Source organism: Nonomuraea sp. KM90 (assembly GCF_052246675.1).
Lineage (GTDB): Bacteria > Actinomycetota > Actinomycetes > Streptosporangiales > Streptosporangiaceae > Nonomuraea.
In genome coordinates, this window is record NZ_JBQQCB010000186.1 from 1 (window position 1) to 16163 (window position 16163).

The window sequence follows — 16163 nt, forward strand, 5'->3', positions numbered from 1 at the left end:
GCCCTCAGCCTGCCCAGCGCCCCGGCCCTCAGCTTGCCGAGCGGTCTGGTCCTCAGCCCGCCGAGCGGCCCGGCCCTCTGGGCGCCGGGCGGCGTGGCCCGGAGGTTCACCGGCCTCCCGCCGCGTGAGGGTCAGGCGTAACCGGGGAACATCAGCGACAACTCACGCGGGTAGGCCGCGATCAGGCGCAGCTCGTCGTCCGTGAGCGGCCTGCCCGTCATCGCGTTGCAGAGCTGGACCAGCCGGAACGACAGCTCCTCATCGGCCACCTCGACCCCGAGGCCGTCCATGACGTGCCGGAACCCGGCCTTGCCGCCGTACTCGCCGGTCAGCACCACCCGGCCCGGCCGCGCGTGCCAGTCCTCGGGGAACGGGCCCAGCGTCGCCTCGTCGTACAGCTCGTAGTTGCCGTGGTCCTTCAGCGCGCCGTCGGCGTGGATGCCCGACTCGTGCGCGAACGCGTTGCGCCCCACCCCGACCTGGTTGTACGGCAGCGGCTGCCCCAGCGCGTAACTAGCCCACAGCCCGAACCTGCGCGCCCACGCCAAGTTCAGCGCGTCCCCGATCTCGGCCCCGTCGAGCCCGAACCCGTGCCGGAACGCCAGGATCGTCGAGAGCAGGTCGGCGTTGCCGGAGCGCTCGCCGATGCCGTTCACGCAGGTGTTGATCCACGCGTCCTGCCCGGCGTCCAGGTCGCCGAGCGCGCCCGACACCGAGTTGGCCACGGCCATGCCCAGGTCGTTGTGGCAGTGGGTCTCGACCGGCATCGAGGTGCCCGCGGCCAGCTTGGCGAAGCGCTCGCGGATCCGGTCGGGCGTGTCGCCGCCGATCGTGTCGCAGTAACGTACGCGGTCGGCGCCCGCCTGCTTGGCCGCCAGCGCGAACTCCAGCAGGAACCCGTCGTCGGTACGCGAGCCGTCCTCGGCGTTCACCCCCACCGTCAGCGCCCCCGCGTCCTTGGCCACGCGGACCGCGGCGGTCATCTCCCTGATGATCGCGTCCCGGTCCAGGCGGCCCCGGAACTTGTTCTGGATCATGTAGTCGGACGTCGAGATGGACAGGTTGTAGTGCTTCAGGCCGAGTGGCGCCGCCTTCTCCACGTCCTGCGGCACGCCCCGGCACCACCCGGACAGCCTCAGCTCCCCGAACGCTCCCGCCTCGCCCAGCGCGACCTGCGCCCTGACGTACGGGACCTCGTGGAAGAGGAAGGGGAAACCGATCTCGGACTGCGCCACCCCGAGCTTGGCCAGATAGAAGTTGACCATGGTCTTGCCGAACTTCGACAGCCCGGTGCGCGCGGTCTGCACGCCGTCCCGGTTGGTCACGTCGAGGAAATGGATTTTGGGCATGCCTCCACGTTGACATGCGCATTCAACGTGTATCAATATTGATTTTCGTCAACATGGAAGGCGTGGGTGCATGGTGGAGTGGATCGACGTGGCCACGGCGTCGGAGCGGCTCGGGGTGAAGCCCGCCACGCTCTACGCGTACGTGAGCCGGGGCGTGCTGAGCCGCCGGCACAGCGACGACGGCCGACGCAGCCTCTTCTCGGCCGAGGAGATCGAACAGCTGGCCCGCCGAGGTCGCCCGCGCAGCCAGCCGCCGGAGCTGGTCATCGAGTCCGCCCTGACGGCCCTGGGCGTGGACCGGCCGTACTACCGGGGCATCGACGCCCTCAGCCTGGCCCGTACGACCCCGTTCGAGACGGTGGCGGAATGGTTGTGGACAGGCGACCGCACCCTCTGGCACACCCCCCGCCCGTCTCAGAGCGGCCCCCCGGCCGCCCACGACGGCACACCACCGGTGCAGCCGCACGCCCGCGAGACCGCCCCGTCCAGTGGCCCGCACGCCGGAGACGGCAGGCCACCTGAGCGGTCGCGCACCCCCGAGGCCGGCAGGCCGACCCTGCGGCCGGCCGCCGACGACGCCGAGCCGTCCGTGAGGTCGCGCATTGGCGGCGACGGTGGGCGGCCTGCGCAGTCGGGCATCCCCGGCGCCGACCGGCCATCCGTGCCGCCGGGCACTCCCGAAGGCAGGGGGCCGTCGGACACCCCCGAAGGTGGGGGGCCGTCAGTGCCGTCGGGAACCCCCCAAGGTGAAGGACCGTCGGTGCGGTCGGGAACCCCCGAAGGCGACGGGGCAGCGAGGGTGTGGGGTTCTGAGGTGTGGCGGTGTGAGCCCGAGGAGGGGCTGCGGGCCGCCGTCGCCGCCCAGCGCGGCCTGCCCGCCGACCTCCTGCCCCTCGACCGCCTCCAGGTGGTCACCACGGTCCTGGGCGCGTCCGACTCCCTGCGCTACCAGCTCGACCCCGCCTCGGTCGCCGCCACCGGCCGCCGCCTGATCGCGGGCCTGGTGGACGCGCTCCCCCTGGTCGGCGACCCGCCGCAGGGCGGCTCGATCGCCGAACGCCTGTGGCCCCGCCTGTGCCCCCACCCCGCCACCCCGGCCCTGCTCGGAGCGCTGCGCGCCGCCCTGGTCCTGCTCGCCGACCACGAACTGGCCGCCTCGACCTTGGCCGCCAGGGTCGCCGCCTCCGCCAAGGCCGACCCGTACGCCGTGGTCCTGACCGGCCTCGGCGTGCTCGGCGGCCCGCTGCACGGCGGCGCGGCGTACGGCGCCGAACGCCTGCTGGCCGAGATCGCCGAGCCCGGCCAGGCCGCCCGCGCCATCGCCGAGCGCGTACGGCGTGGCGAGCGCATCCCCGGCTTCGGCCACAGCGTCTACAAGAACGGCGACGGCCGCGGCGGCCTCCTGCTCGACCTGGTCAGGGACGCCGCGCCCGGACACGAGCGCATCGCCGCGGTGGACGCCGTGCTGGCCGAGATGCGCCGACGCCGCCTGCCCGACCGCAACATCGACTTCGCCCTCGCCGCCCTCGCCGCCGTCACCGGCATGGTGAGCGGCGCGGGCGAGGCGATCTTCGCGGTGGCCAGGGTGGCGGGATGGCTGGCACACGCGATGGAGGAGTACGAACGCGGCTCCCTCCTCCGCCTGCGCGCCTCCTACACGGGCCCGCCGATCGCTTGAACCGCCTGCCAAGCCGCCAACCACGCCCCCGGAGGCCTCACGTGAGGGCCGGTGCGGGCGGCACGCCCCGGTCGACGTACGCGGACAGCGCCCGCACCCGCTCGGCGTGCTGGTCGTGCCCGACGATCACCGGCGGCTCGTTGTACGGCATCGCGTCCGACGACCGCCGCAGCTTGATGTACTGCCCGCAGGCGTCGATCGCGTACGGCTCCATGTCGTCCTGCAGCGCCCCGATCACCGTGATCCCGTACGTCTCCCCGATCCGCCTGAACAGCGCCACCGCCTCCCTGCGGTGCTCCTTGCCCAGGTTGCGGCCCAGCTCGTCGAGCACCAGGCACAGGTGCCCGCCCCCGGACGAGGCGATGGCCGCCGCGCACACCAGCTTGACGGCCTTCTCGTCCATGAGCGCCGTGTTGGCCCGCCGGTTGTACGGCACGAACCCCTGCCCCTCGCCGCGCCGCCACTTCGGGGTCACCCGCCACTGCCAGCGCTGCTCGGGATCGGCGGGTGCGGGCGGCACCGGGAACTCCAGCGTCGCGCCGTAACCTCCGTACGACGTGTCGAGCTTGTCGAACTCCTCGGCCACCCGAGTGAGCCGCGCCTTGATCGCCGCCGTCAGCGCCGCCCGGTGCACGGCCGTCGACTGGGCCGCCTCCTCCGCGCCCCTGGCCGCCGCCGCCAGGTCGCGCTGCCGGGAGACGATCTGCGCCTCGATCTGCCGCCGCTGGTGCCGCTCATATTCCTCCTGCCCCCGCAGGTACGACGCCAGCGACCCGCACACCGCCGCGAACGTCGCCTGCTCGCGCGCCGTGCTGCCCTCCCGCTCGCTCAGCAGGAAGCGCAGCTCCTCCGGGACCTCCGCCTCCTCCTCCGGGAACGTGTCGCGCAACGCCTGGTCGAGGTGGCGCTCGGCGATCCGCCACCACTCCTCGGCCGCGCGGGGCCGCTCGTCCTCGGGCAGCGCGGCGAGCCATTCGCGGGCGGTCTCGGTCGTGCCGCCCCAGTCGGCGGCCAGCGCGGCCAGCTTGAGCGCCTCCCGCTCCGCGCCGACCTTCGTCTCCTGCTCGCGCGCCTGTGCCCGCTCGGCCTCGTGCCGCTGCCGGCGGCCCTCCAGCCGCTCGATCTCCATGTCCCTGGTACGCGCCCGGAAGTCCAGCGAGCCCGCCTGCCGCTCGGCCTCGGCGACCTTCGGGGCCAGCTCTTCGATGGCCGCGTTCAGCTCGCCGAGCCTGGCCCGCCGCTCGCCGAGCTTCGCCTCCAGCTCGGCCAGCCGCACCCCGGCCCTGGCCCCCTCCAGCCGCCGCTGCGCCTCCGCGACGGCCTCCTCCCCATCGCGTACGGCCTGCGCGGCGCTCTCCTGAACGTCCTTGGCCCGGTTGAGCCGCTGCTCAGCGGCCTTGATCCGGGCCTCCCGCCCGGTCGCCACCCCGTCGAAGGCCCCGACGACGCTCACCCCGGCCGCGCTGACCAGCACGGACCCCGGCAGACCGGCCAGGGCGGAGGCGGCGGCGTCGAGCTGCGCGGCATCCACGATCACCGCATGCTCGTTCGGCCACCCCCGCAACTCCCCGATCGCCACGGCCCCGGAACCGGCGACCCGCGCGCCGCCGTCAGCCGTGGCGGGTGCGGCGGCCTGCGCCTTGCCGTAGCGCGCCCTGAGCACCTCACCCAGCGCCTGCCCGCCACCTTCGCCATCAGCGCCACCGCCGTCGGTGCGGAGGTGGGTGGAGGAGGGGGTGTGGGCGGCGTCGCGGGCCTGCTCGGCCACGTCGAGCGCGTCGAGCAGGCCGGTCGCGCCGATCCCCGCCGCCGCCAGCGCGTTGAGCTGTGCCGCCGCGGGTCCGCCCTCGGCGTCGTCCAGCGCCGCCTGCGCCGAGGACACCTCCCGGTCGGCCACCCCGAGCGCCTTGAGCGACTCGTTGAGCCGCAGGCGTACCTCGCCCAGCTCCCTCTCCGCCGTGGGCACGTCGCGCCCGTCCGCGAACCGGCGGGTCTCCTCCAGCGCCGGGATCAGCCCGCGCAGCTCGTCGGCGGAGTTCTCCGCCACGGCGCGGTCGGCGTCGAGCTTGGCCGCCCGCGCCTGCATGGCCGTCAGCTCCTTGCGGGCCTGCGAGACCTGCCGGTCGAGGGTGTCCTCCCGCAGCGTGCCGATCTCCGCCTTGACCATGGCGATCGCCTCGGCGGCCGCCTCGCCGGCCGCGCGGTGCCGCTCCAGGTCGGCGGCCAGCGTCTCGTCCTTGCCCGCGGCGTCGGCCAGCTTGCGCGCCTGCCGCCCGCGCCAGCACCGCAGCGCGTCCGCCAGCCGCACCCGCGCCTGGTCCCGCCGGTCGAACGTGCTCAGCAGCGCCTTCGACTCCGCCTCGAACTCGGCCAGCCGGTCCGCCGCCTGCGCCGCGCGTACGCGCTTGGCGTGCTCGTCGCGCCGGGCCTCGCGCTCCTGCTCCAGCTCGGCGTCCAGGCCGGTGAGCGCGGCGATGGCCTCGAAGACGCGCTCGGGGGAGATCTCGTTGAGCGGCTGGGAGAGCAGGTTGGTGGCGACCTTGCTGCGTACGGAGGTGGACAGGAACGACACGCACCTGACCCGGTCGCCGTAGAGCACCTTGGTCAGGTCGCGGGCCACGACGTCACGCCGCCCGGCCGACTTCGGCAGCGACGCCCAGATCTCGTCCGCCCGCGCCACCCGCTCGGCCTCGGACGGCGACGCCGCCAGATGCACCCCGTCCCGCCAGCGGATCTCGAGGTGCGGCGCCTCCTGGTTGACCTTCAGCCACACGGTCAGGGCCCCGCCGGAGGTGTCAGGCACCTCGAACAGCTCTCCCCCCGCCTCCGCGGCGTCCCCGAGCACGAGCTCCGCGCCCGCCCCCTCCCCGGACCCGCCTCCCGGCCCAGGGCCGCCGTCGGCAGCCCCGTCGGCAGGCGCGTCGGCAGGCGGGGCGGGGGCGAAGCCGTCCATGCCGGGCGGGCCGAAGACGCCCACGATGTAACCGTGGTCGGCGCTCGCCCACTGCCGAGCCCCTGCGCCGCTGGCCAGCTCCGCGTTGAACAGCAGCTCCGACACCGCCTTCGCACCCGAGGCGAAGCGCCATTGCTCGTCACCGAGCAGCGCCGTGATCGAGGCGATGAACGACGACTTGCCCGCCCCGTTGGAGTCCTTGGGCCCCGCGCCCGCCACCACGATGAGCGTGCCGGGGACGGTGGGCACCGGATGGGTGGACAGCCGTGAGATGTTGACCGCCTGCACGGCGATCAGCACCCGGTCCCCGACGACGTTCTCCACCTGCGACACCTCTTACCCCCGTAACCCTTCCATCCGTGTTCAACGCCGGCCTGCCCGTCACCGGGCAGATCTTCGAGCCAGTACGGCGGCCGCCAGCGGCGTGCTCGGCCCCGCCGCCAGGATCAACTCCTCCTGCAGCCGCCGCCGCGCGGCCGGGGTGAGCCGGTGGAACTGCGGCCCCGGCACGTAACCGCCCGCCTCCTCACCTGCCTTCACCTGGCCGAGCAGCCCCGCGTGCCGCAACGTCCGCAGCGCCGCCTCCAGCTCGCCGATGGGGAGCTGGGTGTGGCGGCGCAGCTCGTCGACCGGCGTGGGGTGCGGCGACAACCATGAGTCCTCGGGCAGCAGCCCCTCGGCCCTCGGGATGGCGACGGAGTGCACGAGCACGAGCGCCAGCACCGCCCGCTCGCTCACCCCGAGCCGGGTGCCCGCCGCCGCTTCGGGCGCGCCGATGCGGGCGGCGACGGTGTCGGCGTAGCCGGAGGTCCAGCGGTCGCGGTGCTGGATCAGCGTACGGCCGCGCCTGGCCAGCATCTCGCCCAGCGTGTGGCGCAGCGCCGGGTCGCGCAGGGCGGCGAACCGCACCTCCTGCACCGGCTCCGCCGCATGCTCGACCACCATGAACGCCGCCACCAGCTCGGCCCGCCGCCGCTCGTCGTATCCGCCCAGCAGATCGTCGAACTCGGCCGGCCCCCCTTCGACCCGCCCTCCGGCACCGGCGGCCTCGCCGCCGCCGGTCACCGCCAGAGCCCCGGCAGAGCCGGAGCCGCCACCCGCCGCACCGAGCCCGGATCGGTCGTCCGCGCCGGGTCCGGGGTCGTGATCGTCGTGTGCCGCGGACGGTCCGGGCCGGTCGTCCTCGCCGTCCAGGGGCTGCCCGGGGCCACCGGCCGCGCCGGCCGCGGCGAGGTCGGGACCGGCGGTGCCGCCCGGCGGGGTGAGCCCCGGGCGGGCGGCGGCGATGATGTCGGCGTCGCCGACCACGGTCAGCTCGGGGCGCGCGGGCTCGGGCAGCCGGCGCACCAGCTCCTGCAGTTGCGCGTGCGACTCCACCGGCCACAGGGCGCAGCGCGGCCCGAGGACGACCAGACCGTCGTCCATCACGATCCAGGCGGAGTCGTGCAGCCGCCGCAGCGCGCCGACCGCCCAGTTGCGCATCAGGTCGTCGGTGCGGCCGATCAGCTCGCGATAGGTGTCGAGCACCAGCTCCACGGGCGCCGGAGCCCCGGGCCACGGATCCACGGACAGGTCGGTCCAGCAGCACTTGAGCACCGCCGCCAGAGCCCGCCGGGTCTCACAGGACCGCTCCACGGGGAGCGGCGCCACCTGGTATTCGTCCAGGAGAGAGGGCGTCACCCCGTCGGGCCACCCGGGCAGGGCCTCGCCGGTGGAGTCGGGCCGGGTCAACCGCACCATCCCGGGCGCCGCCGCCACCCCGGCCCCGAGCCGCAGCGGCCCACCGGCCCGCGCCTGAGCATGCGCCAGGGCCCGGGCGCGGGCCTCAGGGTGCTGTTCGTCGGTCATCAGCTGCGCTCCAGGTAGCCGTGCGAGAGCCACGCGGGCTCGCGATCCGGGTCGATCGTCAGCCCGTCCGCCCAAGCCAGCCGATAAGGCAGCTCGGGCCGCAGGTCCACGGTCGTCAGGTCGGCGAGGAGACGGCGCGCCGAGGGCCAGTCGGAGCCGAGCACGTCGCCCAGCGCCACCCGATCGGCCGGCCCGAGCAGCGACTCCGCCACCTCCGTCAGGCGTTCGAGGGCCGCGTTGGGCGAGGAGTCGAGCGCGGACTCCGGCCCCGGATCGGGGAGGTTGGAGCGCGGGGGAGTGGGCTGGGCGGGGGCGGGGCGCGGGGCCTCGTCCACGGCGCGGGCGACGGCGGCCGGGTCGTGCCACGGCGCCGGCGCGTCGAAGACGAACCCGTCGAGCACCGCCGCCAGCCGCTCCCTGGACGCCGTCTGCGCGAACGTGCGCCACGTCTCCGTCGGCAGCAGCGTCAGGTTGCGGGTGGTGCCCGCCGAGTCGGCCAGGCGGCCGGCCGCCCGGCGGGAGGCGTCGCTGTAGGCGTAGATGGCCGCCCGCAGGTCGGTGCAGGTCCGGTCGAGCTCCGGCCAGCGGGTCAGGATCGTGCCGTGCAGTCCCTGCGCCCGCCGCGCGATCTCCTCGGTGCCCCACAGCTTGGGCGCCTGCTCGCGCAGCTCCTCGATCGTGCCCGTGCTGAGCGTGATCAGCTCCAGCGCCCACAGCCGGAAGGCGCGCGCCAGGTTGACCGCGCTCTGCCGGGCCTCCTCCATCGTGGTGCGCGGGTCGGCCACGTTGAGGTCTTCCAGCGCCAGCAGCCGGTGCATCTCCGACTGCCCGCCGTCGTCCATCATCCGCCGGATGAACATCAGCCCGACCACGCTGGTGAACGAGGCCCGGTAACGGAGCTGGTTGGGCTTGGGGAACACCTCGCGGATCGCCCCGAGCCCCTTGAGCACCCGCAGCCGGTTGTCGAACTGGTCGGCCGGGTAGGCCCGGCAGGCGAAGCGCATCTGCTCGTGGGTCAGCCACTCCTCGCCCGCCTCCGCGAACGCCGCGAACAGCGTCTCGGCGATGTCGACCAGGGCCGGGTCGTCGACCACCGCCCCGCTGTCGCGGGCCAGCGCGGCGAACATGCGGCGATAGGTCGACAGGACCGCCTCGTCGGTGAGGACGGAGTCGAGGGTCAGGGGCTGTTCGGACACGGGCACTAAGGTACGGCGTCACACCGACACTCTTGGCACTCGCGCACCACGACGCCCACTGCTACCAGCCAGTACCTACGCGTGAGGGACTGCTGAACGCTAGGGTGATGCCCGATAATACGGGGGCAAACGCTTAGTAATCGTACATACGGGGTGAGTGACGGTGCGCGTGCTCCGAGGCGATCGGATCACGGCGGTGATCGCCGGTGCCGTGGCGGCGATCCTGGTGGCCGCGGCGGCCTGGTTCGGCGTGGGCGTGTCCAGCGCCAACCCCAAGCTGGCCGACGTCGGAGCCTGGCTCTGGACGAAGGCCAGGGGCAAGATCGTGCACGTCAACGGCCTGTCCGGTGAGGTCGACGGCTACCTCGACGACAAGGCGGGCCGCCGGCTGCGCGTCGTGCAGGACGGCGGCAACGTGCTGCTCGTGGACGACGGCACCGGCTACGTCAGCCGCATCGAGCCCAGCCAGCTCAGCGTGGCCCAGACCCGCGACTTCGGGGCGGCCGGGCTGCAGCTCGCGGTGTCCGGCGCCGCCGCGTACGCGGTGGACCCGGCGGCCGGCCGGATCCAGCAGATCGACCCGCTCACGCTCGACTCCGTGGGCTCCCCGGTCACCCTGCCCGGCCCGCTCGGCGCGGCCCGCATCGACAGTGGCGGGCGGCTGTGGGTGCCCGTGACGGCCAAGGGCGAGGTCGTACCGGTCGCCGGGGGCGTGGCGGAGAGCCCGGTCAGGGTGGGCGAGCCCGGCGAGGAGCTGTCGGTCACCATCGCCGGCGACCTGCCCGTCGTGGTCAACACCCGGGCCGCCACCGCCACGATCATCGGCGCGGACGGCGGCATCGGGGAGATCACGCTGCCCAAGGGCGTGGCCCAGGCCGCCAAGGGCGGCGTGCTCACCCCGGCCGCCACCGAGGGCGCCCTGGTGCCGATCCTGACGTCCGGCGACTCGGGGCTGCTCGTGGTGATCGACACCGGCTCCAATTCCGTGCTCAGCACCAAGTTCGCCGTGGACGACCCCGCCCAGCTGGGGGTGCCGCAGGTGCTCGGCTCCAAGGTGTACGTGCCGCACCAGGGCCGCGGCTCGCTGATCGTCTGGGACAGCGCGGCCGGCGGCCAACCGACCACGCTCCAGGTGACCCAGAGGCCGGGCCCGGTGGACGTGTTCGTCAAGGACGGCCTGCTCTGGGCGAACGACGAGAACGGCGACAAGGCCGTCGTCATCGACCCCGAGGGCCGCAAGCACGACGTCGCCAAGGACGACTCCGACGTACCGGGGCCGACCAACAACCCCAAGCCCAAGACGCCGCGCCCCGAGCCCACCAAGACCGAGACCCGGCCCGACCCGGTGCCGGAGCCGGACCCGGTCAAGACCACGGAGCGGCCCCGCCCCACGCCGACGCGCGAGCCCACCAGGGAAGCGACCCCCAGCCCGACCCCGACCTCGACCCCGACCCCGTCGGCGAGCGCGCCCTCCGCGCCCGGCGCCGTCAGCGCCAGGTCGGGCCCCGGCAGGGTGACCGTGACCTTCACCCCGTCCGCCGGTGGCAAGGTCGAGCGGTACACGCTGAAGCCGTCGGGCGAGGGCAGGTCCGTCCCGCAGTCGGTGGACGCTAACGGGCCGTTCCAGTTCGAGTTCACGGGCGGGGACTGCGCGAACGAGTACACGTTCGTGGTGGTCGCGCACTGGCGGGGCGGCGAGGTCGAGTCCGAGCCGAGCCCCGGGGCCAAGCCGTGCGTGGCGCCCGGCTCGCCGACCGGGTTCGCGGCCAAGGCCAAGAACCGGGGCGCCGAGCTGAGCTGGACCGCCCCCGAGGGCGCCGACGACGCCACCACGTACGAGCTCACCGGCGCGGCCACGAACAACGCCATCAAGGGCACCACGTTCACCGTGGACGGCCTGAAGAACAACCAGAAGCACACCTTCAAGCTCAAGGCCAGGAACGCGGCCGGCGAGAGCCCCGACGTGGCCACCACCGAGGTGGACCTGGCCTACCCGAGGCAGCAGTACAAGAACGCCAGCAACGAGGACACCAACACGCTCATCCGCCCGGGGCCGTCGCCCAGCGGGGAAGCTGGCAGGATCCCGCAGAAGGTGTACATCACCCTGACGGTGATCTGCCAGGTCAAGGGCGCCTCGTACACCGACACCTCCACCGGCAGGTCCAGCGACATCTGGAACCGGATCGAGAGCCAGTACGGCAACGGCTACCTGAACGACACCCTGGTGGCGACCCCGGACGGCGGTTTCCCCGAGGGACCGCTCTTCGAGTGCACCGACTGAGAAGGGGACTCAGTTGACCCACTACAACTACCCGGACCAGCAGCAACAGCCGCAACCTCAGCAGCAGCTCGCCGGCCAGTTCGCCCAGCGGTTCCAGCTCCTGGCCACCAACATCGAGCGCATCATCCGGGGCAAGCACGAGGCCATCGAGCTGGCCCTGGTCTGCCTGTTCGCCGAGGGGCACCTGCTCGTGGAGGACGTCCCCGGCACCGGCAAGACCACGCTGGCCCGCTCGCTCGCGGCCAGCGTGGACGCGGAGTGGCGGCGCATCCAGTTCACCCCCGACCTGCTGCCCAGCGACATCACCGGCGTGTCGATCTTCAATCAGGCGCACCAGAAGTTCGAGTTCCACCACGGGCCGGTCTTCGCCAACATCGTGCTCGCCGACGAGATCAACCGGGCCTCCCCGAAGACCCAGGCCGCGCTGCTGGAGGTCATGGAGGAGCGCCGGGTCACGGTGGACGCCGAGCCGCACCCGGTGCCCCGGCCGTTCCTGGTGGTGGCCACGCAGAACCCGGTGGACATGGACGGCACGTACCCGCTGCCCGAGGCCCAGCTCGACCGGTTCCTGATGAAGATCTCCGTCGGGTACCCGGACCACGTCTCCGAGGTCGAGGTGCTCAAGGGCATGCCGACGGGGCCGCAGGTCGAGCGGCTGCCGGTGGTGGCGCGGGCGTCGGACGTGGCCGGGATGATCGACTTCGCCTCGCGGATCCACGTGGCCGATCCGGTCTACGACTACATCGTGGCGCTGTGCGGCGCCACCCGTACCAGCCCGCACCTGCGGCTCGGCGCCAGCCCCCGTGGCAGCCTGGCGCTGCTGCGCGCGGCGCGCGTCAAGGCGGCCGCGGCCGGGCGGCACTTCGTGGTGCCGGAGGACGTGAAGGCGCTGGCCGTACCGGTGCTGGCGCACCGCCTGATCCTCACGCCGGAGGCCGAGCTGCGCGAGGTTACCGGGGCCGCCGTGCTCGGCGAGATCCTCGCCGGGATGCCGGTGCCGCAGGCGGCCTAGGTGCACCCCTCGCCACCCGCCGCCCGGACGCGGCTCACCGCGGTGCTGACCCCGCTGGGCCGGGGCACGCTGGCCGGGGCCGTCGTGCTGTACGCGGCGGGGTTCGCGCTCGGCTACCCCGAACCCGTCGTGCTCGCCACCGGCGCGCTGCTCGCGCTGGCCACGGCCCTGGCGTGGACCGCTCCGCGGCCCAGGCTGGAGGTCCACCGGGAGGTCACGCCGCTCAAGGTGCCGCGCGGGGACGCCGCCGTGGCCGTCCTGAACGTGACCAACCTCGGCCGCCGCGGGCTGTCGGGGCTGCGCGCCCAGGACCGGATCGGCGCCTCCGAGCACACGATCGACCTGCCCAGGCTGCCCAAGGGGGCCGGGCGCACGGTCACGTACGCGCTGCCGACCGGGGCGCGCGGGGAGATCCCGGTCGGGCCCCTCATGCTCGTCCGCGCCGACCCGTTCGGGCTCACCCGCCGGGTCCGCGAGTACGGCCTGCCCGCCACCCTCCTGGTACGCCCCCGCACGGTCGCCCTGCCCGTCCCGCCCTCCGGCAAGGCCCACCACCTGGAGGGCCCGGTCAGCGACAACGCCCCCAGCGGCACGGTCACCTTCCACACCCTGCGCGAATACGTGCTGGGCGACGACCTGCGCCACGTCCACTGGCGATCCAGCGCCCGCACGGGCACGCTCATGGTCCGCCAGCTCATCGACGCCAGCCTGCCGACCACGACGATCCTGCTCGACACGCGAGGTCTGACCGAGCCCGCGGTGGACGCCGCCGCCTCGGTCGCGGTGGCCGCCGCCCGGGCCGGTTTCCCCGTACGCGTCCTGACCGGCGACGGCGCCCTACCGGGCAGCAGGCCGGACAGCAGGCCCGATACCAGGACGGACGCCGAGACGGTCCTGGACCGGCTGGCCCTGGTGACGGCGGGCACGTCGGGGGTCTCGGAGGCGCTGCGGGCGGCGCGCGGCGGCGGCTCGCTGGTGCTGGTGACGGGCGATCCCTCGGAGGCGGGGCGGGTCGCGGGGGTGCGGCGCCGCTTCGACCGCGTCATCTGCGTGTACGTGGGCACCGCCCCCGCCCCGGCCGCCCCGCCGGGCGTGCGGCTCATCCGCATCACGTCCCTGGACGAGCTCCCGCTCGCATGGGGGGCCCGATGACGCCGGGCGGCCACGGCCGGGCGGCCGCGCGCCGCCGCCCGCCGACCGGGCCGCGGGCGCGGGCGCGGGAGGGGTCGATGTGGCGTCGCCTGGCCGGGCTCGCGCTGGTCGCGGCCACGGCCGCCACGGCCGGATGGGGTTTCCACCGCGTCTTCCCGGGCGCCGAGCTGCTGCTCGCCGTGATCCCCGCCGCCACGGCCCCCGCGATCGTCGCCGCCCTCACCCGCGCCCGCCCCCTCTGGCTGGCCCTTGCCCTGGACCTGGTCCTCTGGCTGGCCGGAACCGTCCCCCTCTACCGGACCCTCACCCCCGCCCTCCTGGCGGACGTCGCCGACTCCTGGCACGCCCTGCTCACCACGCTCCTCCCCGCCCAGCCCGACCCCGAGCTCCTGGTCCTCGTCCACACGCTCGTCTGGGCGGCCGCCACCGTCGGCGCGGAGACCCTGAACCGCACCGGGACGAGGATCGCCGCCGCCGTCCCCGCCCTGGTCGTGTACGGCGTTGCCCTCCTCCTCGGCGTGGACGGCACGGGCTCCAACGTCCTCGTCACGGGCGCGCTGTTCGTGCTCATCGCCGCCCTCGCCCTCCTCCGCGACGACCGCCCGCCGGCCTGGCTGCTGGCGGGGATCCCGGTGGCCGCCGCCCTGGCCGCGCTGGCGCTGGTCGCGGGCCCCCTCCTGCCGATCGCCGCCCAGCCGTACAACCCCCGGGACGACGCCGACCTGCCCCCGCCGGTGCGCGTGGACAGCGTCAGCCCGCTCGACCGCGTCTCGGCGTGGTTGCAGATCCCCGACCGCGACCTGTTCACCGTCAAGGCGGACAAGCCGCTCAACTGGCGGCTGGCCGTGCTCGACCGGTACGACGGCGTGCGCTGGACGTCCGCGGCCCGCTTCCAGCCCACCGGCGGCCGGGTCCCGGCGGGGGAGTGGACGGGCGAGGCGGACGTCGTACACCAGGAGGTGACCTTCGACGGCCTGCCCGGCACCTGGCTGCCCGCCGCCGAGCGGCCGCAGGAGGTCACCGGCGTGCGCGGCCTGGCCGTGGACCCCGGCAGCGGGGCGCTGCTGGCCGCCGCCAAGCCCGCCAAGGGGTCCGGGTACGAGGTGACCTCGCGCGTGCCCAAGCCGTCCAAGCGGGACCTGCTCGCCGCCACCCCCGTGTCCGACCCGGCCCTGACCGCCTTCCCCGACGCCCCCCAGGAGCGGCTCTTCCGCAGGCTCGCCCAGGAGGCCACCGAGGGCGCCGACGCGCCGATCAAGCAGGCGTACCGGCTCCAGAGCTACCTGCGCACCAACGCCACCTACGACGTCACCGCGCCGCCCGGCCACTCGCTCAAGGGGCTGGAGTTCTTCCTGCAGACCACGCACCGGGGGACGTCGGAGCAGTTCGCGGCCACGTTCGCGCTCATGGCCAGGACGCTCGGGCTGCCGTCGCGGGTGGTCGTGGGGTTCCGGCCGGGGCAGGCGTCCGGCGGGGTGTACCACGTCAAGTCGGGGCACGTGATGGCGTGGGCGGAGATCAAGTTCGACGGGCTGGGCTGGCGGCCGTTCTATCCCACGCCGGGCCGCGGCGGCGCCAAGGACGACCACGACGTCGTGTCCTCGGCGATCGAGGAGAGCGAGGAGCTGGAGGACGAGTTCGCCAAGGGCGGCAGCGACCGGCCCACGACGTCCCGGCCGCAGGCCACAGGCCAGGACGAGCAGGCCGCGCCGGGCCTGTCCCCGTGGACGGTCGCGGCGGCGGCGGGCGGCGGGCTGCTGGTGGCGTACGCGGTCGTGGCCGTCGTGGTGCCGTGGCGGCGCCGGCGCAACCGCCGCCGGGCACCGGGAGCCGAGCAGCGGGTGCTCGGCGCCTGGCGGCAGACGTGCGACGACCTGGGGCTGAGCGGGGAGGCCGCGCTGACGGCGGGCGACGTGGTGTCCCGCGAACCGGGCGAGATATCAACACATCTCCGGCCGTTGGCCGAAATTTCCAACTTCATCAGGTACGCCCCCGAATCCGGCACCGAAGCGGCGGCCACCGAGGCGTGGCGGCACAGCGACGCCATCCGCCGGGCCGTACGAGCCCGCACCTCCGTCATGGCCCGCCTGCGCGACCGCCTCCTCCTGAGATGATGCGCGCGTGAGAAGCGTCGAGGCCCAGCTCCTGCACCGCCCGCCCGGCCTGGCCGCGGGCGAGATCGTCCGGCACCTGGCGGCCATGCAGGCCCAGGACGTCCCCTCCGCGTTCCTCGCCTTCCGCGCCCGGTCGGCCACCGTCACCCCGGCCGACGTCGAGGCCGCCTGGCAGGCCCGCGAGATCGTCAGGACGTGGGGCCCGCGCGGCACCCTGCACTTCGTCCACGCCGACGACCTGCCGTGGATCCACGCCCTCACCCGCCCCGCCACGAACATCCTGCGCCGCCTCGCCGAGGAGGGGGTCACCGGCGACGACCTGCTCCCGCTGATCACCCGCGCCCTGGCCGGCCAGGGCCCCCTCACCAAGGCCGACTTGGAGGAACGCCTCAAGGGCCGGGCCCAGGGCCAGGGCATCGTGCACCTGGTGGCGCTGGCCGCCCACCACGGTCTGGCCGTCCTCGGTCCGCTGCGCGCCGGCAAGCCCACGTACGTGCACGCCGCCGACTGGCTCGGGGCCCCCGTCTCCCCCGAGCCCGACCGGGAGCGCGCGCTGAAGGAGCTGGCCACCCGCTACCGC

Annotated in this window: 10 protein-coding genes; 6 read left to right on the top strand and 4 right to left on the bottom strand. The window is 74.5% G+C overall.

Annotated elements, in window-relative coordinates; translation table 11 throughout:
• Positions 1-131: 131 nt before the first annotated feature.
• Positions 132-1349: a LeuA family protein gene (locus tag ACTWPW_RS59080; protein WP_443174234.1), complete on the bottom strand. Its 1218-nt coding sequence runs from the start codon at positions 1347-1349 to the stop codon at positions 132-134.
• 70 nt (positions 1350-1419) lie between these two features.
• Between ACTWPW_RS59080 and ACTWPW_RS59085 the strand changes: the two genes are divergently transcribed.
• Positions 1420-3027: a citrate/2-methylcitrate synthase gene (locus tag ACTWPW_RS59085; protein WP_443174235.1), complete on the top strand. Its 1608-nt coding sequence runs from the start codon at positions 1420-1422 to the stop codon at positions 3025-3027.
• Positions 3028-3064: 37 nt separating this feature from the next.
• On the opposite strand, the gene ACTWPW_RS59090 is transcribed toward ACTWPW_RS59085, so the two are convergent.
• The 3 genes from ACTWPW_RS59090 to ACTWPW_RS59100 are packed head-to-tail and all read right to left on the bottom strand — an operon-like array spanning position 3065 to position 9024.
• The gene (locus ACTWPW_RS59090; RefSeq protein WP_443174236.1) at positions 3065-6313 is read right to left on the bottom strand and encodes a chromosome partitioning protein ParA; all 3249 of its coding nucleotides are present in this window, start codon (positions 6311-6313) and stop codon (positions 3065-3067) included.
• A 48-nt stretch (positions 6314-6361) separates the two neighbouring features.
• The gene (locus ACTWPW_RS59095) at positions 6362-7828 is read right to left on the bottom strand and encodes a hypothetical protein (protein WP_443174237.1); all 1467 of its coding nucleotides are present in this window, start codon (positions 7826-7828) and stop codon (positions 6362-6364) included.
• The gene (locus tag ACTWPW_RS59100; protein WP_443174238.1) at positions 7828-9024 is read right to left on the bottom strand and encodes a hypothetical protein; all 1197 of its coding nucleotides are present in this window, start codon (positions 9022-9024) and stop codon (positions 7828-7830) included. The genes ACTWPW_RS59095 and ACTWPW_RS59100 overlap by 1 nt, the downstream gene beginning before the upstream one ends.
• Before the next feature lie 163 nt (positions 9025-9187).
• On the opposite strand from ACTWPW_RS59100, the gene ACTWPW_RS59105 reads away from it, so the two are divergent.
• The 5 genes from ACTWPW_RS59105 to ACTWPW_RS59125 all read left to right on the top strand — a co-directional run.
• Positions 9188-11305, top strand: coding sequence for a fibronectin type III domain-containing protein (locus ACTWPW_RS59105; protein ID WP_443174239.1), 2118 nt, complete (start codon positions 9188-9190; stop codon positions 11303-11305).
• Positions 11306-11318: 13 nt separating this feature from the next.
• The gene (locus ACTWPW_RS59110; RefSeq protein WP_375118810.1) at positions 11319-12317 is read left to right on the top strand and encodes an AAA family ATPase; all 999 of its coding nucleotides are present in this window, start codon (positions 11319-11321) and stop codon (positions 12315-12317) included.
• A complete protein-coding gene (locus ACTWPW_RS59115) occupies positions 12318-13469 on the top strand; it encodes a DUF58 domain-containing protein (protein WP_443174240.1) in 1152 nt (383 codons plus the stop codon).
• Positions 13466-15583: a DUF3488 and transglutaminase-like domain-containing protein gene (locus ACTWPW_RS59120; RefSeq protein ID WP_443174241.1), complete on the top strand. Its 2118-nt coding sequence runs from the start codon at positions 13466-13468 to the stop codon at positions 15581-15583. The genes ACTWPW_RS59115 and ACTWPW_RS59120 overlap by 4 nt, the downstream gene beginning before the upstream one ends.
• A gap of 7 nt (positions 15584-15590) precedes the next feature.
• Positions 15591-16163 (top strand): DNA glycosylase AlkZ-like family protein (locus tag ACTWPW_RS59125; protein ID WP_443174242.1); only part of this gene is annotated, 573 nt, incomplete at its 3' end.